Origin of the sequence: Rhizobium sp. K102 (assembly GCF_022385315.1) — a bacterium.
Taxonomy (GTDB): domain Bacteria; phylum Pseudomonadota; class Alphaproteobacteria; order Rhizobiales; family Rhizobiaceae; genus Rhizobium; species Rhizobium croatiense.
Genome location: NZ_CP092436.1, coordinates 2,697,123 through 2,721,057 on the forward strand (window position 1 = coordinate 2,697,123; position 23,935 = coordinate 2,721,057).

The window sequence follows — 23,935 nt, forward strand, 5'->3', positions numbered from 1 at the left end:
TGGCAGATCACGCTTCTGTAAAGCCTATGAAATCCCCTTCCCTCCAGCCCGCGAATCCCCGAAAATAGCCTATGGCCATCAGACAGCTTTCCGAAACGCTCATCAACCAGATTGCCGCCGGCGAGGTCATCGAACGGCCGGCGAGCGCTGCCAAGGAACTGATCGAAAATGCGCTCGACGCCGGGGCGACGCGCATCGAGATCGCCACGGCAGGCGGCGGCAAGGCGCTGCTGCGGGTCAGCGACAACGGCTCCGGCATGGAGGCGGCCGATCTGGAACTGGCGGTCCGGCGCCACTGCACCTCGAAGATTTCCGAGACGCTTGAGGATATCCGCACGCTCGGCTTCCGCGGCGAGGCGCTGCCGTCGATCGGTTCCGTCGCCAGGCTCAGCATCGCCAGCCGCAGGCGCGACAGCGCCGGCGGCCACGAGATCACTGTTGCCGGCGGCAAGATCGTGCATCTCAGGCCGGCCGCCGCCAATCCCGGCACCATTGTCGAAGTGCGCGACCTGTTCTTCGCCACGCCGGCGCGGCTGAAATTTCTGAAGAGCGAAAAGGCCGAGGCCGGCGCTATTACCGAGATCGTCAAGCGCATGGCGATCGCTTTTCCCGCCGTGCGCTTCGTGCTGTCGGGGTCGGACCGCACGACGCTGGAATTTCCGGCGACCGGCGACGATCATCTGGCGCGCATGGCGCAGGTGCTCGGCAAGGAATTCCGCGACAACGCCATTCTCCTCGACGCCATGCGCGAGGATATCGCGCTGACCGGCTTTGCCGGCGTGCCGACCTTCAACCGCGGCAACTCCGCTCATCAATATGCCTTCGTCAACGGCCGGCCGGTGCAGGACAAGCTGATCCTCTCGGCGATCCGCGGCGCCTATGCCGAGACGATTCCTTCAGGGCGCTATCCGGTGGCGGTGCTGTCGATCACCCTCGATCAGGCTCTCGTCGACGTCAACGTGCATCCGGCAAAATCCGACGTGCGCTTCCGCGACCCCGGCCTGGTGCGCGGCCTGATCGTCGGCGCCATCCGCGAGGCCCTGGCGCGCGACGGCAGCCGGGCGGCGACGACAGGAGCGAGCGACATGCTGCGCGCCTTCCGCCCCGGCTTCCAATCCTATGCGCAGCGGCCGCAAGCGCCATGGTCGGCCGAAACCTCGCCGTTTCGGCCCTACCAGCCGGCAAGCGGTCTCAGTGAACGGCCTCAGGCGTCCTTCGACGGGCTATCAATGCCGACGGCGCGGGCCGAGCCGCCGCCTTCGGCCCAGCCGGCCGCTTCCGAACCGGCCTCTCCCGAAGCAACCGGACGCTTTCCGCTCGGCGCCGCGCGGGCCCAGATCCACGCCAACTACATCGTCGCCCAGACCGAGGACGGGCTCATCATCGTCGACCAGCATGCCGCGCATGAGCGTCTGGTCTTCGAGGCGATGCGTAAGGCGCTGCATTCGAAGCGGCTGGCCTCGCAGGTGCTGCTCATCCCTGAGATCATCGATATTCCCGAGGAGGATTGCGACCGGCTGATGCAGCATGCGGCCGAGCTTTCGGAACTGGGACTGGCGATCGAACGCTTCGGTCCCGGGGCGATTGCCGTGCGCGAAACGCCGGCCATGCTCGGCGAGGTCGACGCGCATGGCCTCATCCGTCAGCTTGCCGACGAGATCGCCGAATGGGACACGGCGTCCGGCCTGTCGGCCAAGCTCGAATATGTGGCGGCGACCATGGCCTGCCATGGATCGGTGCGCTCCGGACGGCGGCTGCGGCCGGAGGAAATGAACGCGCTGCTGAGAGAAATGGAAGTGACGCCCGGCTCCGGCCAGTGCAATCACGGCCGGCCGACCTATATCGAATTGAAGCTCAGCGATATCGAGCGGCTTTTCGGCAGAAGCTAAAAAAGCTGGCAAAGCCGCTGTTGCGGGAGTATGGCAGACGCATGACAGGCAGTAGGGAACGGAGCGCATGAATTTGTTCGAAGGGCACGGAAACCGCGAGGCGAAGATCCGCTATCTCGACGGCGATTTCCAGATTCTCTCGCCCGGCTCCTATGTCATCTGCGCGATGACCGGAAAGCAAATCCCGCTCGACGAGCTGCGCTATTGGAGCGTCGCCCGCCAGGAGCCCTATGCCGACGTGATCTCGGCGATCGAAGCCGACAAACGCGCCGGCGTGCTGCCGAACCAGCGGCGTTAGAGCAATTCTCGCCGTTCCTCCTGTAATTGGCGTGACCCCAAACGGCCTTTGGCTGTTCTGCGACCCGTGACAAAACCGCAAGATCGGTCGAGCGCGTCATGTCCGCCAAGGTTTAGCTGGTGCCGCCACGGAGGACGGGATGATGAAGGCGGCGCTTCAAAACTACCATGCCCGCATGCAGCGGGTGCTGAATCACATAGACCGGCATCTGGACGATGATCTGGACCTGGATGCGCTGAGCAATGTCGCAGCCTACTCGAAATATCATTTCCATCGGCAGTTCACGGCGACCTTCGGTCTGTCCGTGCATCGCTATATCCAGCTCGCCAGGATGAAGCGCGCTTCATACCAGCTAGCCTACAGGGATGGCCAAAGCGTCACCGATATTGCGATGGAAGCCGGCTACGACGGACCTGATGGCTTCGCCCGCGCCTTTCGGCAACGGTTCGGCCAATCGCCTTCGTCTTTCCGGAAGTCTCCCGACTGGGAGCCGTGGCTTGTGGCCTTCGGGCCTCTCGACAACGCCAGGAGCAAGCTCATGCAGAAGACTTTTACCATTGACGACGTGACGATCCGCGATGTGCCTCCCACGCCAGTGGCGATCATGGACCATCGGGGTGATCCCGCAACGCTCGGCGCCACCATCCAGCGCTTCATCGCCTGGCGCCAGGGGGCCGGCCTGCACCCCAAGACAAATCCAACCTTCAATATCTGGCGCTCCGAGCGGCGTCCCGCGTCGCCCGCCGATTATAGCTTGGACCTTTGTGTCGGGTGGACAAACCAATCGAGGCGGACGGCGGTGAGATCAAAGCCGGCGAGATTCCCGGCGGACGATGCGCGGTGCTGCGCGTCGTCGGCAACACCGACAACCTGGAGCCCGCCGCGCTCTACCTTTATCGCGACTGGCTGCCGGCCAGCGGCGAGGAAGCGCGCGACTTCCCGATCTATTGCCAGCGGCTGCGCTTTTTCCCTGAAGTGGCGGAGCATGAGGCGGTCGCGGAACTGTTTTTGCCGCTGAAATAGCGCCGTTCGACGGCCGCCTGCCGCATCCGCGCGCAGGAGACGGACAGGCCGCTATCCGTCCAATCCCGGTTTAATGCATGTCGCCCGGAAGTGTGCCGCGGTTCCGGGATAACGACATGCATCAAAACAAAGGGCTAAAGCGCGTCGCATGAATCATATTTGACGCGACGCGCTTTACGGGTTTCCGGCCTTCATCTCCCGCAGGCGCCGCTCGCGGCAGGCGACAATTGCCCGGTCGATGATCAGGCTTGGGGCCAGGTGATCGTCGAAGACCATATCGACGTCGATCACCCGGCACTTTTCAGCGAGCTCTTCCGCCTTGCCGTGATGGCCGGCGAGGCGGACGAAATCCTTCGAGGTGGTGACGATCAGAAGATCCTGGCGCTCGGCGGTCGTCAGGATGTCGCCGATCTCCTCCTCGGTCAGGTGCTCGTGATCGCCGAAGGTCTTGGCGACTGTGATTTCGGCGCCGCGCGATTCGACGGTACGGAAGAATTTGCCGGGATCGGCGATGCCGGCAAAGGCCAGCACCCTGATGCCGGCGAGCCTGTCGTCGCCGCGCACCTTGAGCGATGCGGTGAAATAGGGCTTTGCGGCGCGCGCCGCCATGCGGACGATCCTGTCGGCGGCATGGCCGCCCCCGACCTTCAGCAGGGCCGTCGCCGAGCGCAGCTGCTGGCGGATCGGCGCGCGGACCGGGCCGGCCGGCACGATATGGCCGTTGCCGAGGCCGCGCGTCGCGTCGATGACGAGCAGGGCATAGTCGATCGCCAGCCGGGCACTCTGGAAACCGTCATCCATGATGATGAGGTCGGCGCCTTCCGCGACCAGACGCCGAGCCCCCTCGATGCGCCGCCGGGAAATCACCGTCAACGCCTCCTGGGCAAGCAGCAGCGGCTCATCGCCAACAGCGACGGCCCGGTGATGATGAGGATCGACCACTGTCGTCACGTCGAGGGAACCGCCGTAACCCCGGCTGAGAAAGCCGGGCTTCAGGCCTTTCGCCGTGGCGGCGCGGGCGATCGTCAGCGCCGTCGGCGTCTTGCCGGCGCCGCCGACGGTGAAATTGCCGACGCAGATGACGGGAACGGAAACGGAGGCACGGCGCGCATGGGCCATGCGGTAGCCGGCGACACGGCCGTAGAGAAAGGAAAGCGGCGCCAGCATCCAGGCCCGCCAATCGGCTTTCCTCCACCAGAACGGCGGCGCTTCGGATATCATCTTGCCGTCCCGCTCCCCTGCCCGGCTTCAGAACCGGCCCCTTGCTTTTCGACCGGCCGGATTGAGAAGCCAAAACCGGTGAAAATGCAAGTCCTTGCAAAGATCGCGACGCGGTTTAGGCCGGCTGCAGGTCCGGTAGCAATGTCTCGATGGCGGTGATATCGTCGAGCACATGATCGGCAGCGGCGGCAAGCGAAGCCCGCGAGCCGGTGCCGGTCAGCACGGCGATCCTGAGCCCCGTCCCGGCATTCAGGCCCATGTGCAGATCATGATTGTTGTCGCCGACGATCGCGACCTCTTCCGGCAAAAGACCGGTCGCGGCGCAGAAGCCGAGCACCATGCCGGGCTCCGGCTTGACGCCGAAGCCGCTGTCGTAGCCGGCGATATAATCGACGTAACGGGCAAAACCGAAGCGTTCGGCCGTCTGGCGGATCGAGCGTTCATTGTCGCTGGAGGCGACGCCGAGCTTGAAGCCGCGCTGGTGCAGCCTTGCGAAGAAGCCGGCGAGGTCGGTCACCGGCACGGAAAATTCGGCAGCGCCGGAAAAGAGATCGTCGAGGCGGGTCGTGAGTTCGCCGACATCGACCATCGAGCCGGCGGCGACAAGCCCCTCGGCAATCTGTCGGGTATTGCCGGCAGCGAGCAGGCTGTCGGGAACGATATGGCCGGTCTGAGGATCCATGCCGCAAGCCAGAAGCAACCGGTCTGCGAGAAGCGGATCGCCCTCGGCGGCGATGCGGGCAAGCTCGCGATTGACCGGCAACCAGCTCTCGTCATAGTCGAGCAGCGTGCCGTCCTTGTCGAAGAGGATGCCTTTGATAAGCGCCGAGCCCGACATCGCGCTTCCTCAGAGCTGCGCGACGGCTTTGGGCAGCAGGCGCGCCTTGACCGTCAGCGGATTGATATAGGGTTCCAGCCCCTTCACCGTCGCCGTGAGCGCGCCGCGCATCTCGTGCACGGTGGCGATGCCGGCTTCGATCATCTTGCGGCGGGCTTCGTCGTTGATCAAAAGGTAATGCACGCCCTTGGCCAGCATTTCGGTATCGCGCACCATGCGGGCGCTGCCGCTGCGGGCGAGCTTCTGATAGGCCTCGCGGAAATTCTGCACATTGCCGCCGGAGAGGATGGCGCAGCCAAGCATGGCCGGCTCCAGCGGGTTCTGGCCGCCTTCGGCAAACAGCGAACGGCCGACGAAGGCGATCTCCGTCAGGCGAAGATAAAGGCCCATTTCACCGATCGTATCGCCGAGGAAAATATCGACATCCGCCGACAGGACGTCGTCGCGGGTGCGGCGGGCGACCTTGAGGCCCTGCTTGACCAGAGCCGCCTCGATCTCGTCGCTGCGTTCGGGATGGCGCGGCACGATGATCGTCAACTGGCGATCACGTTCCTTCAGGGCGCGATGGACGATGCCGGCGGCATTCTCCTCGCCGTCGAAGGTCGAAATCGCCGCCCAGGTCTTGCGATCGCCGATCTGCTTCTTGTAGCGGGCGAGGACGGCGCTGTCATAGGGCGGAGCGTCGGTATCGACCTTGAGATTGCCCGAGGTGATGACGGGAACGGCGCCGAGATCGCGGAAACGTTCGGCATCGATATCCGACTGGGCGATCACGAGGGCGAGATTTTCGAACAGGGCTTCGGCAATCGATGGGCGGCGGCGCCAGCGGGCAAAGGAGCGGTCCGACATGCGGGCATTGATCAGGATCTGCGGAATGCGGCGGCGGCCGAGTTCCAGCACGGTTGCCGGCCAGATCTCGGATTCGGCGATGATGGCGCAGTCGGGCTGCCAATAATCGAGAAAGCGGCTGACCGACGGTTTCAGATCGAGCGGCACATATTGATGGATCGCTTCATCGCCGAGGCGCTCGGCGGCGAGCCTGGCCGAGGTGATGGTGCCGGTCGTCAGGATGACGTGGATATCGCGGCGGCGGATTTCGCGGATCAGCGGAATGACGGCATTGGTTTCGCCCACACTTGCGGCATGAAACCAGACGAGCGGGCCCTGCGGTCGGTTGGCGCTCGGATAGCCGAAGCGTTCCAGGCGGCGCGCGCGGTCTTCCTTGCCCTTGGCCGTGCGATAGGTGATATAGAGGCCGACGACAGGAGAGGCTACGGTTCCCGCCAGACGATATGCGCTCAGACCGAACCGCGCCATCCGGGAGCTCATTGCGCCAGCCTCCGATCCAAGACGATCGACATCAAACCCATTCCCTGATTATCGTTGCGGCCGAAATGGCCGATTAATTTGTTCAGAATGCGTCAAACGATCCGGATCGACGGACGGCCGATGCACGAAGCCTGGCGCGACCGATGGCCGCCGCCGCCACTTGGCGCAGAATCGATGTCCGAAGTCAGTGGCCGCCGGCCTTTTCCTGCGGATCGAGCAAACGATGCATGTGGACAATGAAATAGCGCATATGCGCATTGTCGACCGTCTGCTGCGCCTTCGCCTTCCAGGCCGTCAGCGCCGTGGCATAATCGGGAAAGATGCCGACGATATCGAGACCCTTTAGGTCACGGAACTGGACGTCATCGAGACTTTCCAGTTCGCCGCCAAAAACGAGATGCAAAAGCTGCTTCTTGTCACCGGACTCAGTCATTTTCTTGTTCTCTTTCTGCCCATTCTCCTCCGCCACCCCATCTGCGGGATTTTGACGGAAACGTCAACTGTCTCATCGCCCGGCAAAGGCCGCGAGGAACTCATCGATGCGCGGCGCCGGCGCCGCACACAGCACCTTGTGGGTGACTTCGGCGCGATTGTAGACGATCGGATTTCCGTCGAGGTCGACGAGGCGGCCGCCGGCGCAGGCCAGGATCAGATCGGCGGCGGCAAGGTCCCAATCATGCGAGTTGCCCTTGACGAACGTGCCGTCGAGCCGTCCGTCCGCCACCATGGCAATGCGATAGGCAAGCGAGGGAATGTATTTCTCGCGCCTCACTCGATCGCGAAACGCCGGTGGAAAGGTCTTCAGCAGATCTTCGCCGATCGCCAGCCGGCGCATCTCCTCCGGCAGGGCGGCCGAAACGGTCATGGGTACGCCGTTCTTCAGCGCCGGGCCGCCCTCGACGGCTTCGTAAAGCTCTTCGAGCGCCGGGGCGTAGAGCACGCCGGCGACCGGACGGCCGCGATGGACGACCGCGACGCTGACGCACCAGACCTTCTGCCCGCCGAGGAAGGCGCGCGTGCCGTCGATCGGATCGATGATGAACAGCGTCTCGCGCCCCAGGCGGTCGGCATCGTCGTCGGTTTCTTCAGACAGCCAGCCATAATCCGGCCGCGCCTTGCGCAGGATCGAATCCAGCGTCTTGTTGGCGGCGAAATCGGCGGCGCTGACGGGAGAGCGATCGTCATTCTTCCACCAGACCTCGGGAGACTGGTTGAAGAAGCCGAAGGCGACCGCGCCGGCCTCCCTCGCAGCCTCGGCGATCAAGGCGAGATCGCCCTGCCAGCGGAGCTTTTCGCTATCGCTCATCGCGTCAATCGTTTCCTTCTGCCCTTTTTCACTGTCCTGCGAGCGTCATGCCTTCGATGGCGAAGGTGGGTGCGGCGACGCCGAACTTGCGGTCGATGTCGTTTGCCGGCGTCAGACGCATGAACATGTCCTTGAGGTTCGAGGCGATCGTCACCTCGGACACCGGGAAGGTGAGTTCGCCGTTCTCGATCCAGAAGCCGGTGGCGCCGCGGCTGTATTCACCGGTGATCATGTTGACGCCGTGGCCGATCAATTCGGTGACGTAAAAGCCATTGCCGACGCTGCGGATCAATTCCTCCGGCGAGATGTCGCCGGGTTCGAGGGCGAGGTTGGTGGAGGACGGCGAAACGGCGGTGCCGCCGCGCACGCCGCGGCCATTGGTTTGAAGTCCGAGCTCGCGGCCGGTCGAGGTCGAAAGGAACCAGTGCTTCAGAATACCGTCCTCGATCATCACCAGCCGCTCGCCGGACACACCCTCGCCGTCGAAGGGTCGCGAGGCGGGGCCGCGCACGATCAGCGGATCGTCGGTGATGGATAGGCCCGACTTCAGCACCTGCTGACCCATCCTGTCGCGCAGGAAGCTGGTCTTGCGGGCGACGGCGGCGCCATTGATCGCGCCGGCGATATGGCCGACGAAGCCGCGGGCGATACGTGGGTCGAAGATGACGGTGACGTTCTTGCCGGTCGGCACCTGGCGCGGATTGATACGCTTCACCACCCGTTCGCCGGCACGGCGGCCGATGTCGGCGGGGTCGTCGAGCTCGGCATAATAGAGGCGGGTGTCGAAATCATAGTCGCGTTCCATGCCGGTGCCTTCGCCAGCGATGACGCTGACGGAATGGCCGAAACGGGAGCCCATATAGCTGCCCGCAAAACCGTGCGAGGTGGCGAGGACAAGCCCGCCCATGCCGGCGGATGCGCCAGCGCCGGAGGAATTGGTCACACCCTTGACCGCAAGGGCCGCCGCCTCGGCGGCAAGGGCTGCCTCGCGCAGCATCTCGGAGGACACCTCGGTGGCATCGAACAATTGTAGGTCGGGATAGGATTTCGCAAGGCTCGCCTCATCGGCGAGGCAGGCGAAGGGATCCTCCGGGGAAACCCTGGCCATGGCGACGGCGCGTTCGGCAAGCGCCTGCAGATCGAAGCCCGGATTGGCCGAAACGCTGGCGACGCGTTTGCCGATGAAGACGCGCAGGGAAAAATCGTCGCTTTCGGAGGATTCCGTTCCTTCGACCTTGCCAAGACGAACGCTGACCGATTGCGACCGCGAGCGAACGACGACGGCGTCGGCGGCGTCGGCCCCTGCCTTCCTTGCCAGATCGATCAATTGACTTGCGCGGGAAAGAAGTGTCGAGGAATCGATTTCAGAGGACATGATTTGGCCTTTCCTTCGGCTTCCATTTATTGTGCTCTCTCCCAAGCATCAAGGCCGCCGCCGCCGATTCTTTATCAGGGCTGCCGGATGTTTCCCGCCACCTGAAAGAAATCGCCAGCATGTCAGCACCCAATGACCTTTTTTCCGAAACGATCCTGCTGCTCGGCGGCGCGGTGGTCGCCGCTCCGATCTTCAAGAAGCTCGGGCTCGGCACCGTCCTCGGCTATCTCGCTGCCGGTATCGTCATCGGTCCTGTTTTCCACGGCATCACCGACGGCGAACAGATCCTCGGCGTCGCCGAGCTCGGCGTCGTCTTCCTGCTGTTCATCATCGGGCTGGAATTGAAGCCCAGCCGCCTCTGGCAGATGCGGCGCGACATTTTCGGTCTCGGCACGGCGCAGGTGGTGGTGACGGGGCTGGCGCTGACCGCGCTTGCCTGGTTTTCTGAAGTGCTCGACTGGCGCGGCAGCATCGTCGCCGGCTTCGGCCTGGCGCTGTCTTCGACCGCCTTCGCCATGCAGATCCTCGAGGGCGACGGCGACGTCAATACGAGATACGGGCAGCGTTCGTTCTCGATGCTCTTGTTCCAGGACCTGGCGATCGTGCCGCTGTTGGCGCTGATCACCGTTCTCGACGGTAGCGACAAAGGCAGCAACGCACCGCTGACCGATTTCGCGGTGGCCGTCGGCGCGGTGGCGGCGATGGTCGTCGCCGGGCGCTACCTGTTGACGCCGCTCTTCCAGGTCATCGCCCGCACCGGCGCGCGCGAGGCAATGATCGCGGCCGCCCTCTTCGTCGTCATGGGATCGGCAAGCCTGATGCAGCTTGCCGGACTTTCAATGGCGATGGGCGCCTTTCTCTCCGGCGTGATGCTGGCCGAATCCTCCTATCGGCACGAGCTGGAAGCCGATATCGAGCCGTTCCGCGGCGTATTGCTCGCCATCTTCTTCATCGCCGTCGGCCTGTCGCTGGAGCTTGACGTTCTCTTCGACAACGCGCTCTTCGTCATCGTCGCCGTGCCGATCGTCATGGCCGTCAAGGCGATCATCATCTATGGGCTTTGCCGGATCTCCGGCTCGCCGCACGATGACGCGATCCGCATTGCCTTCCTGCTGCCGCAGGGCGGCGAATTCGGCTTCGTGCTGTTCACAACGGCGGGTGCGGCCGGGCTGATGTCGACGAGCACGGCATCGCTGCTGGTGGCGATCGTCACGCTCTCGATGGCGCTGACACCGATCGGAGCGGCACTTTCGAAGCGGCTGCTCAGTGGCGACGCCCAGGAGGAGCTGGACGAGGATTTCGAAGGTGCGGGCGCCGACGTGCTGATGGTCGGCTTCTCGCGTTTCGGCCAGATCGCCGCCCAGATCCTGCTTGCCGGCGGGCGCAGCGTCACCGTCATCGATTTTTCCGCCGACCGCATCCGCCAGGCCTCCTCCTTCGGCTTCCGCATCTATTTCGGCGACGGCATGCGCAAGGACGTGCTGCGCTCGGCCGGCATCGACCGGGCAAAGATCGTGCTCGTCTGCACGCAGAAGAAGGAGATCACCGACAAGGTGGTGGAACTGGTGCAGGCCGACTATCCGCACACCAGGCTCTATGTGCGCTCCTACGACCGCATCCATTCGATCGAGCTGCGCAATAAGGGCGTCGATTACGAGCTGCGCGAAACGCTGGAATCGGGCCTGCTCTTCGGACGGCGGACGCTGGAGGCGCTTGGCGTCGCCGAGGTCGACGCCTACGAGATCGGCGAGGATATCCGCAAGCGCGACGAGGCGCGGCTTGCCCTGCAGGTCTCCGAAGGCCTGCAGGCCGGGCGCGACATGCTGTTTTCCCACCCGGTACGCCCCGAACCGCTGGTCAAGCCGAAACGCGCCGCCGATCCCTTCGAGGACGATCCGCTGGCGGACACCGCGGACGCTACGGCCGAGGCCTGAACGCCCCCTGTCTGGCTTGTTAAATTGACGCATTGAATATGCACTCGTCGGCGTCTATCAACCGGGCGATCGGCGCGATCCAAGAGGCAAACTTGATCAGACGGGCGAAACACATCGAACAATGGGCACTGCGCATCCTGTGCGCCGTCGCACTGGTGTTTGTCGGGCTCGCCCATCAGGCTCCCATCGCAGCCGCCGGCGACGCCGGTCCCGCTGAACTCGCCCAATATGTGCTGCCCGATGGAACGCTGCCGACGCTTTGCGTTACCGTCACCGACGAGCCCGACCAGGGCCAGCACGACAAAACCCATTCGCACGGTTGCGAGGCCTGCCGGATCGGCGCGTCGATCCTGCTGCCGGCGCCGGCCGATGTCGCCGGCGCGCCGATCGGCTTTGCGGTTGCGGTCGAACTGCCGATCCGGGCAGAAAGCGTCCCCCGCCGGCTTTTCCCGCCCAATAGCGGTCCGCGCGCGCCCCCTTCCGATCCGATCCTCGCATGAACCTCGTGTTGCGGCAGGCGCCGTGACGCCTTTCAACGCCGGCCGAGCTGCGCTCCTGCAGTCGCCCGTGGATACGGATCCATTCTCATGTCGACCATTACTGCCGCCGAACCGGCGGAGGCCGCCGCCAGCGGCGTTTCGCTCTACCGCGCCATCTGGCGCTGGCATTTCTTTGCCGGGCTTCTCGTCATTCCCTTCATGCTCAATCTGGCTGTGACCGGATCGCTCTATCTCTTCAAGGACGAGATCAACAGCACCGTCTTCGGCCACCGCTACATTGTCCAGCCGGCCGGCCAGGCGCTGTCGGCGGAGCGGGTTGCTGAGATCGCCGCCGCCGCCGTGCCGGGCTCGACGGCGATCTCCTACAAGGACCCGGCCGGACCCGAACGATCGCCCGTCGTCACCCTCTCCGGCGATGCCGGCGCGATGCTGGTCTTCGTCAACCCCTATGATGGCAAGGTGCTCGATGTGGTCGGATCGACCGACGAGTTCAATTATGTCGTTAAGCGTATCCATAGCCTCGCCTATTTTGGCAAGGCGGCGAACCGGCTGATCGAGATTGCCGGCGGCTTTGCCATGGTGCTGGTCGCGACCGGCATCTATCTCTGGTGGCCGCGCCGCCAGACGGGCGGTGTCGTCAGCGTCCGGGGAACGCCGGGCCGCCGGGTTTTCTGGCGTGACCTGCATGGGGTGACAGGGGCTTTTGCCGGCTTTCTGATCTTCTTCCTGGCGATCACAGGCATGCCGTGGTCGGGCTATTGGGGCGCGAATGCCAATGCCTGGCTGACCGAACAGGGCCTCGGCTATCCCGTCCAGCTCTGGGACGACGTGCCGAAGTCGCAGAAAGTCACCGAGGACATCCTGCCGAAGAGCGGCTGGATCGTCGAGAACGCGCCGGTTCCGCTTTCCGATATTGCTAGAGCGCAATCGGCCAAGCCGATCGGCCTCGACAGGGCCGTGGAGATCGCCAAGCGGCTGGGCATGGCGCCGGGTTTCGACATGGCGATCCCCTCCGACGAGACCGGCGTCTATACCGCCTCGCTCTATCCCGACGATCTCGCCGATGAACGCACCATCCATATCGACCAGTATTCCGGCAAACCGCTGATCGATATCGGCTTCAACCAATATCCATTCCTCGGCAAGGCGATCGAATGGGGTATCAATGTCCACCAGGGACAGGAATGGGGGCGTTTCAACCAGTTGCTGATGCTCGCAACCTGCCTCGCCATTGTGCTCAGCTGCGTGACAGCAGTCGTCATGTGGTGGAAACGGCGCCCGGCGGGCCGGCTCGGCGTGCCACCCATGCCGCCAAGGCGCTCGGTCTACTACGGCCTGTGGGTGATTACCGCAATCTTCGCCGTCGCCTTCCCGATGAGCGGGCTTGCCATTGTCGTCATGATCGCCTTCGACCAGATCGTCGTGCGCTTCGTGCCCGTGTTGAAACGCGTTCTCGCCTGAAGGAGACCAAGAGATGAAGACGATCATTGCTCTTCTTGCCTGCGTGCTCTTCGCATCCATGGCATCCGCAGACGACGATCCGCAGCAGGTCATCCCGGCAAGGCTGAAGCTGATGTTCGAAACGGCGGACAAGCCCCTGGAGCTCACGCCGGTCGTCGCCGTTCAGGCCGATTGGGCGATCGTCGGCTGGCGGCAGGACGGACGTGGCGGCCGCGCCCTGTTGAAAAAGACGCATCACGGCTGGAGCATCTATCTCTGCAGCGGCGACAGCCTGAAGGATGCCGGTACGCTGCAGAAGATCGGGCTTTCGGCGAATGACGCGGCCGCGCTGGCTGCGAAACTGCGCGATGCCGAGGCGAACATCGATTCCCCCACGCTTGCACTGCTCTCAAGCTTCGAGGGCACGGTCATGATGATGAACGAAGCATCGGATGGCGCGGGCGGCGGCCATGAAGGCCACGCCCAATAATGCCTCAGCGCTTCAGCCGCGCTTCGATTTCCCGGTCGAGGGCGAATTTCAGCTCGTCCTTGACGCCGACCGACATGGCCAGCACGTCGCGGGCCTTGAGGAAATCCATCACGCCGGTGCGGCCGACCGCCGGACGCAGGAAGATGTGCGGCTGGCAGAGCTTCAGCTTCAGCGAGATCGCCGTCTGCATCATCAGCTGGCCGGAACCGAAGATGCTCTCCATGCGGTTCGGAATATGGGTGCCGTCGCCTTCCGGCGCGCCGACGACATCGATGCCGACGACGATATCGGCAAGATCCATCAGGGGTTCATAGGGCACCGGATTGCTGATGCCGCCGTCGATCATCACCCGGCCGCGTAGGCGCACCGGCATGAAGACGGCGGGAATGGCGGATGAGGCGGCGAGCGCCGGAAACAGCTCGCCGTCTTCGATGATGACCTCGTTCTGCCCGTAATAATCCGTGGTGATGACCTTCATCGGCACCAGCAGATCCTCGAAGCGGGCCGGTAGCTCGGCCGGCAGGAAAGCCTTGAGGATCCGCTCCAGATTGAACTGGCCGATGCGGATGCCCTTGGCCACCGCATCGCGCACCGTCGCCGGCCTCAGGCCCCAGATGCGGGCGACGACCGCCGTCTTGTTGCCGACGGTCGTCAGCGCATGTTCGCGGATTTCGGCCCCCGACATGCCGGCGGCCATGCCGGCCCCCATGATCGCCCCCATCGACGAGCCCGATATCGCCACCGGGCGGATGCCGAGTTCGTCGAGCGTCTCGATGATATGGATGTGGGCAAGTCCGCGCGCACCGCCGCCGCCGAAAGCGACCGCGACCGTCGGAAGGTCGCTGATCGCAGGCAGTTTCGGGCTGATGAATTCTGCCTGCTGCACGCCCCGCCCCCGCTTATTGCGGCTGATACCGGAAGAAATGCACCCTCGTGTCGCCAAAGATGCGGTCTTCGAGGAAAACATAGGAAGGATGCACGGAAACGACAATATCGGCGCGCTCTTCGAGCACCGCAATCGCGCCCGGTCTCAGCCAGCCGCCCTGGGCCGCCGCCGCCATCGCCTTTTCACCGAGCCCCTTGCCATAGGGCGGATCGGCAAACAGCACGTCGAAGGCTTCGAGATTGCCGACGCTGCCGAGATCGGTGGCATCGCGGCGCAGGATGCGCGTGCGGCCGTGCAGGCCGAGTGCGTCGATGTTTTCCCAGAGCAGCGCCCTGCCCTCGACGCTGTTTTCGACGAAGAGCGCATGGCGACAGCCGCGCGACACGGCTTCGAGGCCGACGGCGCCGGTTCCCGCAAAAAGGTCGAGGATCCGGGTGCCGTCGACGCATTCCGGATAGGCATGGCTCAATATATTGAACAGGCTCTCGCGCGTCCGGTCGGCAGTCGGCCGGATATCGTTGGATTTTGGCACGGCGAGAGGCCGTCCGCGAAACTCACCGCCGACGATCCGCACCGCGCGTCATTCCCTTTCCTCTAGCACCACCTCTGGACGGGCCGCCAGCAGGTCTGTCACCGCCCGGCCTGTCACCTCCGGGTTTAGCGCCTTTCGGCTTGCCGGAAAACTTCTTCGACCCGCCGGGCTTGGCACCGAAACCCTTGCCGCGCGGTTTGTCACCCGAAGGCTTATCGCCGAACGATCTTTCACCGCGCGAACGCTCGGAGCGGCCCTCACCAGCAAAACTTCTGGCTGCGCGTGGGCGCTCGTCACCATCCTCGCGCGGCCTGCGGTCACCGCGCGGCTTGTCGCCGAAGGGACGATCGCCACGCGGGGGACGGTCACCGAAAGGCCGGTCGCCGCGCGGACGTTCCGAACGGCCTTCGCTGGCGGAACTTCTGGCACGCGGGCGTTCGTCACCCCCTTCACGCGGGCGGTGTTCGCCGCGCGCCGGGCGATCCCCGAACGAGCGCTTGCGGCCAGAGCGTTCGCCCTCATCCTTGCGATGGGGCTGTTCGCTCGAGCGGATCCATTCGCCGTCCTCCTCGCGCACGCGATTTATCGGGGTGCGCGGACGATCCTCGATGCGATCGAAACCAGTGCCCTTAGCCGGCCGCTCTTCGCCGCGCCGGCGCGCGGTCTGCGCGTTCTTGGCGGCTTTCGCCGCCGCCTTTTCGCCGAGCGGCCGAGCGCCCGGCGCCATCCAGACATTGGCGCTGCGGCGCTGGCCGAGCGGCTGCGGCCGCTTCGGCTTGTCGTCGTCCCTGCTGCGGCCGCCGTCGCGGCGATCGTCATCTCTGCGTCCGCCGCCGTGGCGGTCGTCGCGCTTGGTGTCGAGGCGGCTCAGCGCCCGTTCGCGCTTGTCCTCGTCGCGGCGCGGGCGCTCGCGCCTTTCCGGTACTGGGGCTTCCACCTCTTCCTCAGCGGCGACGGCCGGCGCATTGTAGATCGGCGCGTCGAAATTCGCCTTGGCTTCCTCGATGAGGCGCGGGCCGAGCTGGTCGCGCAGCGTGCGGCCGCGCACTTCGATGACATGGCCTTCCGGCAAATCGCCGAGCTGGAACGGGCCGTAGGAAATGCGGATCAGGCGATTGACGTCGAGGCCGAGGGCGCCGAGCACGTTCTTGATTTCGCGATTCTTGCCTTCGCGAAGGCCCATGGTGATCCAGACATTCGAGCCTTGCGTGCGGTCGAGTGTCGCCTCGATCGAACCGTAAAGCACGCCGTCGACGGCAATACCGTCCTTCAGCTTGTCGAGCGCCTCCTGATCGATCTCGCCATGGGCGCGCACGCGGTAACGCCTCAGCCATCCGGTCGCCGGCAATTCCAGCGCCCGGGCAAGACCGCCGTCATTGGTCAGCAGCAGCAGGCCTTCGGTGTTGATGTCGAGGCGGCCGATCGACATGACGCGCGGCAGTTCTTCCGGCAGGTTGTCGAAGACGGTCGGGCGACCTTCCGGATCGGCATTGGTGGTCACGAGACCGGCCGGCTTGTGATAGAGCCACAGCCTGGTGCGCTCGATGCCGCGGATCGGCACGCCATCGACCTCGATCCGGTCGGCAAGCGTGACGTTGACGACGGGGGTTTCGAGAACCTTGCCGTTCAGCGTCACGCGGCCTTCCATGATCATGCGTTCGATGTCGCGGCGGGAGGCGACGCCGGCGCGCGCCATCACCTTGGAGATGCGTTCGGCCTTGGCCTCGCCGTCGGTTTCGGCCGCGGCCGGGCGCGCGGCTGTAGCCTTTGCCGGCTTCGCGCCGCCCGCTTTCGGGCCGGCCTTGGCCCCGGCGTCGCGTGAAAAGGGCTTTGCGCCCGGGCGTTTTGGCTTGTCTTTGGGTGTCATTTGCTGTTTGCCTGCCTTTTGGGCCTGTCTATCAGGTCACGCATCTGCGGTTAAGTGGAAATTCTTGCGATCGTGAAGACAAATCGTTTCATGGAGATGGCGCTCGAAGAGGCTCGCGCCGCCGGCGAACGCGGCGAGGTGCCGATCGGCGCGGTGGTCGTCGTCGACGATATTGCGATTTCAAGCTCGGGAAACCGGACGCGCGAGCTCAATGACGTCACCGCCCATGCCGAAATCGCCGCGATCCGGCTCGCCTGCGAAGCGCTCGGACAGGAGCGCCTTGCCGGCGCCGATCTCTACGTAACGCTGGAGCCTTGCACCATGTGCGCGGCAGCCATCTCCTTTGCGCGCATCCGCAGGCTCTATTACGGCGCCGAGGACCCGAAGGGCGGCGCCGTCGACAACGGGGTGCGATTCTACGCGCAGCCGACCTGCCACCACGCCCCGGAGGTTTATTCCGGCTTCAACGAGGTTCAGTCGGCCGAGATCTTGCGGACGTTCTTTTCGCAAAAGAGAGAGGCGCCGTAGGCAGTCCTACGCCCTGGGACAAGCCGCTATTGCAGGAAGTTCCACCACTGCTTGCCGCTGTTGGCGACCGCCGCGTCCTTCTTGCGCTTCTTCTGCTTCTTGAGCTCGGGCTCGCCGACATCCTCGAGCTTTGCCGGGTCGTCGACGGTGCGGTAACCGGGCGGCGGGTCGGAAATATAGCGGCGCTGATCGACGTAGGAGCCCTTCTGCAGGGCGCGGGCCTCGCGATAGGCCTGCGTCTGGGCTTCCGTCGTGCGCCGGCCGCCTTCGATGGCGGAGCTGGCGAGCGGCGAGCGGTAGTTCGGATTGTCGGAGTTCGCGTCGGCCTCCGAAACCAGGCGGGCGCGGGTTTCCTCCGGCGATTCAAGCCATTGCGGATTGTCCTTGTTGGCAACCGTCTGCTGCGGTTGAACGAGGGTCTCCCTCTGCGCCTGGGCCGGCAGCACCAGCGTCGGGCGCGGCGTGTATTTGACGCCCTTGTTCTTCGGATCCGGCCCGGTCAGCGACACGGACTGGCCGAGGTCGTCGGTCAACTGCTCCATGGCGGTCTTGTCGGTGCCGTAGGTCGGGCTGCTGGCGCAACTGGAGACCAGGGAGCATCCCGCCACCACAACAGACAGGCAGGCGCCCATACGGAACCAATGCGTTGCGAACATGAAAACCCTTCCAGCCACCGGTGCAATCGTTGCCCAACCGGACAACCGTCCCCCTGACGCAAAAATCCGGCCATTTTCAGGCAGCTTTTACCGGATGAACGCCATAAAGGCAATTCACCCGGCAAATATCTTCAGGCGCGGATGCCGAGTTCGCGCAATGCCGCAGCGTCACGCGCCGAGACGTCGGGATAATCAGGATCGGAGCCGACATCGGTGGTGATGCGCCAGGAACGCGCGCATTTGACACCGTCGGCGAGCTTCGGCACGACGGCGACATCAGGCACTTCGGCCAGGCGGAAGGCTTCCGCCGGACCGGCGTCCGCCCTGATGGTGATGCCCGAGGTGATGCAGACTTCGCTGAAGTCCTGACCCTCGAGCGCCTTACGAAGCTCGGCATCGGCGATGTGGACGACGGGCGCCGCTTCCAGCGAGGAGCCGATGCGCTTGTCCTTGCGCTCGATTTCCAGCGCGCCGGTCACCACCGAGCGCACGGCGCGGATCTTCTTCCACTTCTCGGCCAGGGCATCGTTGCGCCATTCCTTTGCAACAGGGGCAAACTGCTCCAGATGCACGGAAACGGCGGACGGATTGCGCGACAGCCAGGCCTCCTCGGTGGTGAAGGGCAGCATCGGGGCAAGCCAGGTCACCATGCAATCGAAGATCTGGCGGATGACGTGCAGGCTGGCGCGCCGGCGCAGGCTCGACGGCGCGTCGCAATAGAGCGCATCCTTGCGGACATCGAAATAGAAGGCCGAAAGCTCGACATTGGCGAAATCGATCAACGCGCGGGCGATCTTCTTGAAATCGAACGCGTCGTAGTTTTCGCGTACCAGCTGATCGAGCTCGGCAAGCCGATGCAGCATGAGCTGCTCCAACTCCGGCAGATCGGCAAGCGCGATCTCCTCGCCGTTGTCGTGCGCCAGCGTGCCGAGCATCCAGCGGATGGTGTTGCGCAGTTTGCGATAGGCGTCGACATTGGTCTGGATGATCGTCTTGCCGACGCGCAGGTCGTCGGCATAGTCGGAGGTCATCACCCAGAGGCGCAGGATATCGGCACCGGCGTCCTTCATCACCTCCTGCGGAGCGGTGACGTTGCCCTTCGACTTCGACATCTTCTCGCCCTTCTCGTCCATGGTGAAGCCATGGGTGAGGACGGTGTCGTAAGGCGCGCGGCCGCGGGTGGCAGCCGATTCCAGGAGCGAGGAATGGAACCAGCCGCGATGCTGGTCGGAGCCTTCCAGATAGAGGTCGGCCGGCCACTTCAGGTCCGGGCGGTCCTCCAGCGTGAAGGTGTGCGTCGAACCCGAATCGAACCAGACGTCGAGGATATCCATGACCTGCGACCACTTGGCCGGGTCATGCTCGTTGCCGAGGAAGCGCTCCTTGGCGCCTTCGGCAAACCAGGCGTCGGCGCCTTCGGCGTCGAAGGCTTCGAGGATGCGCCGGTTGACGGCCTCGTCCTGCAGCACGGCGCCGTGCTCGTCGACGAAGACGCAGATCGGCACGCCCCAGGCGCGCTGCCGGGAAAGCACCCAGTCCGGGCGCTGCTCGATCATGGCGCGCAGGCGGTTCTGGCCGGCAGCCGGCACGAAGCGGGTATCGTCGATCGCCGTGAGCGCACGGCTGCGCAGCGTCGTTCCATCCGGCAGCGTCTTGTCCATATAGACGAACCACTGCGGCGTGTTGCGGAAGATGACCGGCTTCTTGGAACGCCAGGAATGCGGATACTGGTGCTTCAGGCGGCCGCGGGCAAAGAGCGCGCTGCGCTCGATCAGCGACTTGATGACGCGGTCGTTGGCATCGCCCTTCTTGCCGTTGTCGTCGATGACACGTCCGCCTTCAAGGCCCGGGGCATCCGATGTGTAGAAGCCGCCGTCATCGACCGGGAACGGGATCTTGGTCTCGATGCCGCGCGCCTCGATCTCGCGGGCATGCGCCGTCCAGACGTCGAAGTCTTCGCGGCCGTGGCTGGGTGCGGTATGAACGAAGCCGGTACCGGCATCGTCGGTGACATGGTCGCCTTCGAGCAGCGGGACGGCAAATTCATAACCGCCGCCGAGACCGTTGAGCGGGTGGGCGCAGGTAACGGCAGCAAGATCGGTAGCCGTGACGTCGGCAAGGCGCTTGTACTGCAGCTTCGCCTTGGCGAAGGATTCCTCGGCCAGCTTGTCAGCGAAGATCAGCTTCTCGCCCGGGCGCGGGCCAAAATCATTCTCGGCAGCCGTGACTTGATAGAGGCCGTAGGCAACCCGCGAGGAATAGGCGATCGCCCGGTTGCCGGGGATCGTCCAGGGCGTGGTCGTCCAGATGACGACGAAGGCATCCTTCACGCCATCGGGACCTTTCCCGACAGGGAATTTCACCCAGATCGTATCGCTTTCGTAGTCGTGGTACTCGACTTCGGCTTCAGCGAGCGCGGTGCGCTCGACGACAGACCACATGATTGGTTTCGAGCCGCGATAGAGCTGGCCGCTTGCGGCGATCTTCAACAACTCGCCGGCGATGCGGCTTTCCGCGTGAAAATTCATCGTCAGATACGGGTTGTCGAAATCGCCGACGATGCCGAGGCGCTGGAATTCGTCGCCCTGGACCTTGATCCATTTTTCGGCATAGGCGCGGCACTCGCGGCGGAACTCTATCATCGCCGCCGGTTCCTTGAGATCCGGCTTGGCCTTGCCCTTGGCGCGGTAGTTCTCCTCCTCGATCTTCCATTCGATCGGCAGGCCGTGGCAATCCCAGCCGGGCACGTAGTTGGCGTCGTAGCCGCGCATCTGGAACGAACGATTGATGACGTCCTTGAGGATCTTGTTCAGCGCGTGGCCGATATGGATATTGCCGTTGGCATAGGGCGGGCCGTCATGCAGGACGAATTTTTCGCGGCCGGCGGCAGAGGCGCGCAGTTTCTTGTAGAGATCCATCTCCTGCCAGCGCTTGACGAGCTCCGGCTCCTTCTGCGGCAGGCCGGCGCGCATCGGGAAATCGGTTTCGGGCAGATAGAGGGTCTTCGAGTAATCGATCTTTTCGGCTGTGTCGGTCATATCGGGACAATCGTTTCTGGCGGCCCAGAAAGGGGCGCAACGGGTATGAAAAAGCTGGTGACGGAAGCGCTCGTATCCAAGCGCCGAAAACCCGGACCTCCCGGCCGCTTAGCGCGCGCGGAAGGCCGGGCCGATAATTCGCATCGTGATCGCCAGCCGAAATTTTCTCATCGGGCCGGTTCATAGGCGTTTTTCGGCGGAAAAGGAAGAGAAGAATTCTGCGATGCGATCGCCGGGGCGCCGAGGTTTTTGCGCCCGAAAGACGCCGCGCTTACCACGGCATCAGGAAAAGCACAGTTTCGCATCGAGCGGGCTGAGCGGGCGAACGCCTGCAAGCAGCGCCCTCGCCTCTTCCTCGTCGCGTCTGATCTGGGCGACGAGCGGATCGAGACCATCGAATTTCAGTTCGGGTCGGAGAAAACCGAAGAAGGAGACGGCGCAGAGCTGGCCATAGAGATCGCCACTGAAATCGAAGAGATAGGTTTCGAGCAGCGGCGCGCCGTTTTCCGTCACCGTCGGACGGCGGCCGTAGCTTGCGACCGCATCATGAAGCGTTCCGTCCTGGCGGCGGAAGTGGACGGCATAGATGCCGGCGGCAAGCTCGGCCTCCGGCGGCAGGCGCATGTTGGCGGTGGGGAAGCCAAGCTGGCGGCCTAGTTTTTCGCCGTCGATCACCTCTGCTTCGACGGTATAGCGATAGCCGAGCATGCCGGCGACTTCGCTGACATTGCCATTCTTCAGCAGCGTGCGGATATGGCTCGACGAGACGACGTCGGCGTTTTCGTCACGGAAGGCATCGATCAGGGTGACACCGAAGCCGTAGGTCTGGCCAGCATTCATCAGGAAGGCGGGGCCGCCTTCTCGGTTGCGGCCGAAGTGGAAATCGAAGCCGGTGACGACTTCGGAGGCGCCGAGCCAATCCTTCAGGATCGAATGGATGAAGTCATCGGCCGAGCGCTGCGAGAATTCGTAGTCGAAGGGATATTCGATGACGGCGTTGAACCCCAGCGTTTCCAGGATGCGGGCCTTGAGCGGCGCAGGTGTCAGGCGAAACACCGGCGTCCGCGGCCGGAAGACCGTGCGCGGATGCGGCTCGAAGGTCAGCACTAAGGCGGGAATGCCGCGCGCTCTTGCGATCTCAAGCGCGCGGTTCAGCACCGATTGATGACCACGATGCACACCGTCGAAATTGCCGATGGCAATCACCCCGCCCTTGAGATGGGCGGGCAAGGGATCGCGGGTTTCATTGCGGTGGAAGACGGTCATCGGCTGGCTTCTCTTTATGCAAGGCGCGGCATCCACCACTTCGGCGCGGCGTTTTCCCGTTCGAGATAGGCGTTGAGGATTGCCTCGTCGGTTTCGCCGTTCAAGGTGTATTCGTTGGCGTGGATCCCGCCGCTGATGTAGAGAAGGTCGAGGCCAAAATTCAAGGCGCCGCGGACATCGGTCGGCATGCCGTCACCGATCGCCAGCACGCGCCCGGCGGGGACGTCCCCGCGAAGCTCGCGGGCTGCGGCCAGCGTCGCCTCGTAGATCGGCCGGTGCGGTTTGCCGGCGATGCGGGTTTTGCCGCCGAGCTGCTCGTAATAGGCGGCCATGGCGCCGGCGCAGGGAATGATGCGGTGGCCGCGCTCGACGACGAGGTCGGGATTGGCGCAGATCATCGGCACTTCGCGCGTCTGAAAATCCAGAAGCATGTCGGTGTAATCCTCGGGCTTCTCGGTCTCATCGTCGAAAAAGCCGGTGCAGACGAGCGATTGCGCTTCGCCGGCCGGCACCCGCTCGACGCCGATGCCTTCGAGAAGCGCCTTGTCGCGCTCGGGGCCGAGCAGAAAGACCGTCTTCGGCCCTTCGGAAATCAGACCGCGTGTGACGTCGCCCGAGGTGACGATCCTGTCATAGGTGCTGTCGGGCACGCCGATATGACGCAGCTGCTCGACGACCTGCCAGGAAAGGCGCGGCGAGTTGGTGATGAGGACGACGGCGAGGCCGCTCTCGCGGGCGGCCTGAAGGGCCGCGGCAGCCTTGGGGAACGGATCGACGCCGTTGTGAACGACGCCCCAGACATCACAGAGCACCACATCATAGCGATCCGTGATCTCAGAGAAGGTTTCTATCCGCTTGGCCATTCCAATATCCCGAGTTGCTGCAGTCACCGGTGACATTGCAAAGGCGCAGGAGGATGGCAAGGCATTTTCTTCGCCATCAGCCACCGCAAAGCTCAGTCGCGACAATCGGGCGCGTGATCGGCAAGGCTCGGCCGCGATAGAGGGTTCGGCCGAAATCTCCGGCATTTCTCCGGTCTCTTCACAATTCCGGCACAAAAATTCGTGATTGCTCTCATTGACTCCTTTCGGAGCCATCCCTAAATGCACGTCGCTAGCACTCACCGCAAGGGAGTGCTAACACCTATCCATGTGGGCCGCTCCGGTCCGCGAATGTCATTCGATCGAGGGATTAGACAATGGCAAGCACCAATTTCCGTCCGCTTCACGACCGCGTCGTCGTTCGTCGCGTCGAGTTCCGAAGAGAAGACCAAGGGCGGGATCATCATTCCCGACACCGCCAAGGAAAAGCCGCAGGAAGGCGAAATCGTCGCCGTCGGTTCCGGCGCTCGTGACGAGTTCCGGCAAGGTCGTCGCACTCGACGTCAAGGCTGGCGACCGCGTGCTGTTCGGCAAGTGGTCCGGCACCGAAGTCAAGATCAACGGCGAAGACCTTCTGATCATGAAGGAAGCCGACATCATGGGCATCATCGGCTGATTGGCCGATCCGCTTTCCCGAA

21 protein-coding genes and 2 pseudogenes are annotated in these 23,935 nt (G+C 64.0%); 9 read left to right on the top strand and 14 right to left on the bottom strand.

From position 1 onward, the window contains the following. Window positions 1–71 precede the first annotated feature (71 nt). Entirely contained in the window at window positions 72–1,889 is a 1,818-nt protein-coding gene (gene mutL / locus MHI61_RS19350; RefSeq protein ID WP_239790132.1) for a DNA mismatch repair endonuclease MutL, read from the top strand. A gap of 67 nt (window positions 1,890–1,956) precedes the next feature. Further along, complete coding sequence (locus MHI61_RS19355; protein ID WP_183605853.1) at window positions 1,957–2,187, top strand: DUF2093 domain-containing protein; 231 nt, start codon at window positions 1,957–1,959, stop codon at window positions 2,185–2,187. Between the two features lie 112 nt (window positions 2,188–2,299). Here MHI61_RS19355 and MHI61_RS19360 read toward each other — a convergent pair whose 3' ends face one another. After that, window positions 2,300–2,497, bottom strand: a complete 198-nt coding sequence (locus MHI61_RS19360; RefSeq protein ID WP_239792922.1) for a hypothetical protein — start codon at window positions 2,495–2,497, stop codon at window positions 2,300–2,302. Between MHI61_RS19360 and MHI61_RS19365 the strand changes: the two are divergent. Further along, a pseudogene (locus MHI61_RS19365) lies at window positions 2,423–3,210 on the top strand (GyrI-like domain-containing protein). The gene MHI61_RS19360 and the pseudogene MHI61_RS19365 overlap by 75 nt on opposite strands. Before the next feature lie 174 nt (window positions 3,211–3,384). On the opposite strand, the gene lpxK reads toward MHI61_RS19365, so the two are convergent. The 6 genes from lpxK to MHI61_RS19395 all read right to left on the bottom strand — a co-directional run bounded on the left by lpxK (window position 3,385) and on the right by MHI61_RS19395 (window position 9,279). Continuing rightward, complete coding sequence (gene lpxK / locus MHI61_RS19370; protein WP_239790133.1) at window positions 3,385–4,431, bottom strand: tetraacyldisaccharide 4'-kinase; 1,047 nt, start codon at window positions 4,429–4,431, stop codon at window positions 3,385–3,387. A 115-nt stretch (window positions 4,432–4,546) separates the two neighbouring features. Then, a complete protein-coding gene (locus tag MHI61_RS19375; RefSeq protein ID WP_239790134.1) occupies window positions 4,547–5,269 on the bottom strand; it encodes an HAD family hydrolase in 723 nt (240 codons plus the stop codon). Window positions 5,270–5,278: 9 nt separating this feature from the next. Then, the gene (gene waaA, locus MHI61_RS19380; protein ID WP_239790135.1) at window positions 5,279–6,598 is read right to left on the bottom strand and encodes a lipid IV(A) 3-deoxy-D-manno-octulosonic acid transferase; all 1,320 of its coding nucleotides are present in this window, start codon (window positions 6,596–6,598) and stop codon (window positions 5,279–5,281) included. Between the two features lie 184 nt (window positions 6,599–6,782). Continuing rightward, window positions 6,783–7,031, bottom strand: a complete 249-nt coding sequence (locus MHI61_RS19385) for a DUF4170 domain-containing protein (RefSeq protein WP_004673745.1) — start codon at window positions 7,029–7,031, stop codon at window positions 6,783–6,785. Window positions 7,032–7,103: 72 nt separating this feature from the next. Next, on the bottom strand, window positions 7,104–7,904 hold the full coding sequence (locus MHI61_RS19390) for a 3'(2'),5'-bisphosphate nucleotidase CysQ (protein WP_239790136.1): 801 nt from the start codon (window positions 7,902–7,904) through the stop codon (window positions 7,104–7,106). Window positions 7,905–7,932: 28 nt separating this feature from the next. Further along, on the bottom strand, window positions 7,933–9,279 hold the full coding sequence (locus MHI61_RS19395; RefSeq protein WP_239790137.1) for a TldD/PmbA family protein: 1,347 nt from the start codon (window positions 9,277–9,279) through the stop codon (window positions 7,933–7,935). A gap of 119 nt (window positions 9,280–9,398) precedes the next feature. Between MHI61_RS19395 and MHI61_RS19400 the strand changes: the two genes are divergently transcribed. The 4 genes from MHI61_RS19400 to MHI61_RS19415 all read left to right on the top strand — a co-directional run bounded on the left by MHI61_RS19400 (window position 9,399) and on the right by MHI61_RS19415 (window position 13,643). After that, a complete protein-coding gene (locus MHI61_RS19400) occupies window positions 9,399–11,213 on the top strand; it encodes a monovalent cation:proton antiporter-2 (CPA2) family protein (RefSeq protein ID WP_239790138.1) in 1,815 nt (604 codons plus the stop codon). 92 nt (window positions 11,214–11,305) lie between these two features. Beyond that, on the top strand, window positions 11,306–11,713 hold the full coding sequence (locus tag MHI61_RS19405) for a hypothetical protein (RefSeq protein ID WP_239790139.1): 408 nt from the start codon (window positions 11,306–11,308) through the stop codon (window positions 11,711–11,713). 87 nt (window positions 11,714–11,800) lie between these two features. Next, the gene (locus MHI61_RS19410) at window positions 11,801–13,174 is read left to right on the top strand and encodes a PepSY domain-containing protein (protein WP_239790140.1); all 1,374 of its coding nucleotides are present in this window, start codon (window positions 11,801–11,803) and stop codon (window positions 13,172–13,174) included. A 13-nt stretch (window positions 13,175–13,187) separates the two neighbouring features. Beyond that, the gene (locus MHI61_RS19415) at window positions 13,188–13,643 is read left to right on the top strand and encodes a copper uptake system-associated protein (RefSeq protein WP_239790141.1); all 456 of its coding nucleotides are present in this window, start codon (window positions 13,188–13,190) and stop codon (window positions 13,641–13,643) included. A 4-nt stretch (window positions 13,644–13,647) separates the two neighbouring features. Here the strand turns inward: MHI61_RS19415 and MHI61_RS19420 are convergent, their stop codons facing one another. The 3 genes from MHI61_RS19420 to MHI61_RS19430 are packed head-to-tail and all read right to left on the bottom strand — an operon-like array spanning window position 13,648 to window position 16,928. Next, window positions 13,648–14,529 carry a patatin-like phospholipase family protein gene (locus tag MHI61_RS19420; RefSeq protein WP_097605528.1) on the bottom strand — a complete coding sequence of 294 codons (882 nt, stop codon included), beginning with the start codon at window positions 14,527–14,529 and terminating at the stop codon, window positions 13,648–13,650. A 13-nt stretch (window positions 14,530–14,542) separates the two neighbouring features. Next, window positions 14,543–15,103: a 16S rRNA (guanine(966)-N(2))-methyltransferase RsmD gene (gene rsmD, locus MHI61_RS19425; RefSeq protein ID WP_064686105.1), complete on the bottom strand. Its 561-nt coding sequence runs from the start codon at window positions 15,101–15,103 to the stop codon at window positions 14,543–14,545. After that, window positions 15,084–16,928, bottom strand: coding sequence for a pseudouridine synthase (locus tag MHI61_RS19430; protein ID WP_239790142.1), 1,845 nt, complete (start codon window positions 16,926–16,928; stop codon window positions 15,084–15,086). Before MHI61_RS19430 ends, rsmD begins: the two co-directional genes overlap by 20 nt. A gap of 90 nt (window positions 16,929–17,018) precedes the next feature. On the opposite strand from MHI61_RS19430, the gene MHI61_RS19435 reads away from it, so the two are divergent. After that, window positions 17,019–17,456 carry a nucleoside deaminase gene (locus MHI61_RS19435; protein ID WP_239792879.1) on the top strand — a complete coding sequence of 146 codons (438 nt, stop codon included), beginning with the start codon at window positions 17,019–17,021 and terminating at the stop codon, window positions 17,454–17,456. Between the two features lie 26 nt (window positions 17,457–17,482). Here MHI61_RS19435 and MHI61_RS19440 read toward each other — a convergent pair whose 3' ends face one another. From MHI61_RS19440 to MHI61_RS19455, 4 genes are all read right to left on the bottom strand, one after another. Beyond that, window positions 17,483–18,112, bottom strand: a complete 630-nt coding sequence (locus MHI61_RS19440) for a hypothetical protein (RefSeq protein ID WP_239790143.1) — start codon at window positions 18,110–18,112, stop codon at window positions 17,483–17,485. A gap of 131 nt (window positions 18,113–18,243) precedes the next feature. After that, window positions 18,244–21,150, bottom strand: a complete 2,907-nt coding sequence (ileS, locus tag MHI61_RS19445) for an isoleucine--tRNA ligase (protein ID WP_239790144.1) — start codon at window positions 21,148–21,150, stop codon at window positions 18,244–18,246. Window positions 21,151–21,432: 282 nt separating this feature from the next. Further along, on the bottom strand, window positions 21,433–22,416 hold the full coding sequence (locus MHI61_RS19450; RefSeq protein WP_239790145.1) for a bifunctional riboflavin kinase/FAD synthetase: 984 nt from the start codon (window positions 22,414–22,416) through the stop codon (window positions 21,433–21,435). 14 nt (window positions 22,417–22,430) lie between these two features. Continuing rightward, window positions 22,431–23,279 carry a TIGR01459 family HAD-type hydrolase gene (locus MHI61_RS19455; protein ID WP_239790146.1) on the bottom strand — a complete coding sequence of 283 codons (849 nt, stop codon included), beginning with the start codon at window positions 23,277–23,279 and terminating at the stop codon, window positions 22,431–22,433. Between the two features lie 335 nt (window positions 23,280–23,614). On the opposite strand from MHI61_RS19455, the pseudogene groES reads away from it, so the two are divergent. Further along, a pseudogene (groES, locus tag MHI61_RS19460) lies at window positions 23,615–23,913 on the top strand (co-chaperone GroES). Window positions 23,914–23,935: the final 22 nt, after the last annotated feature.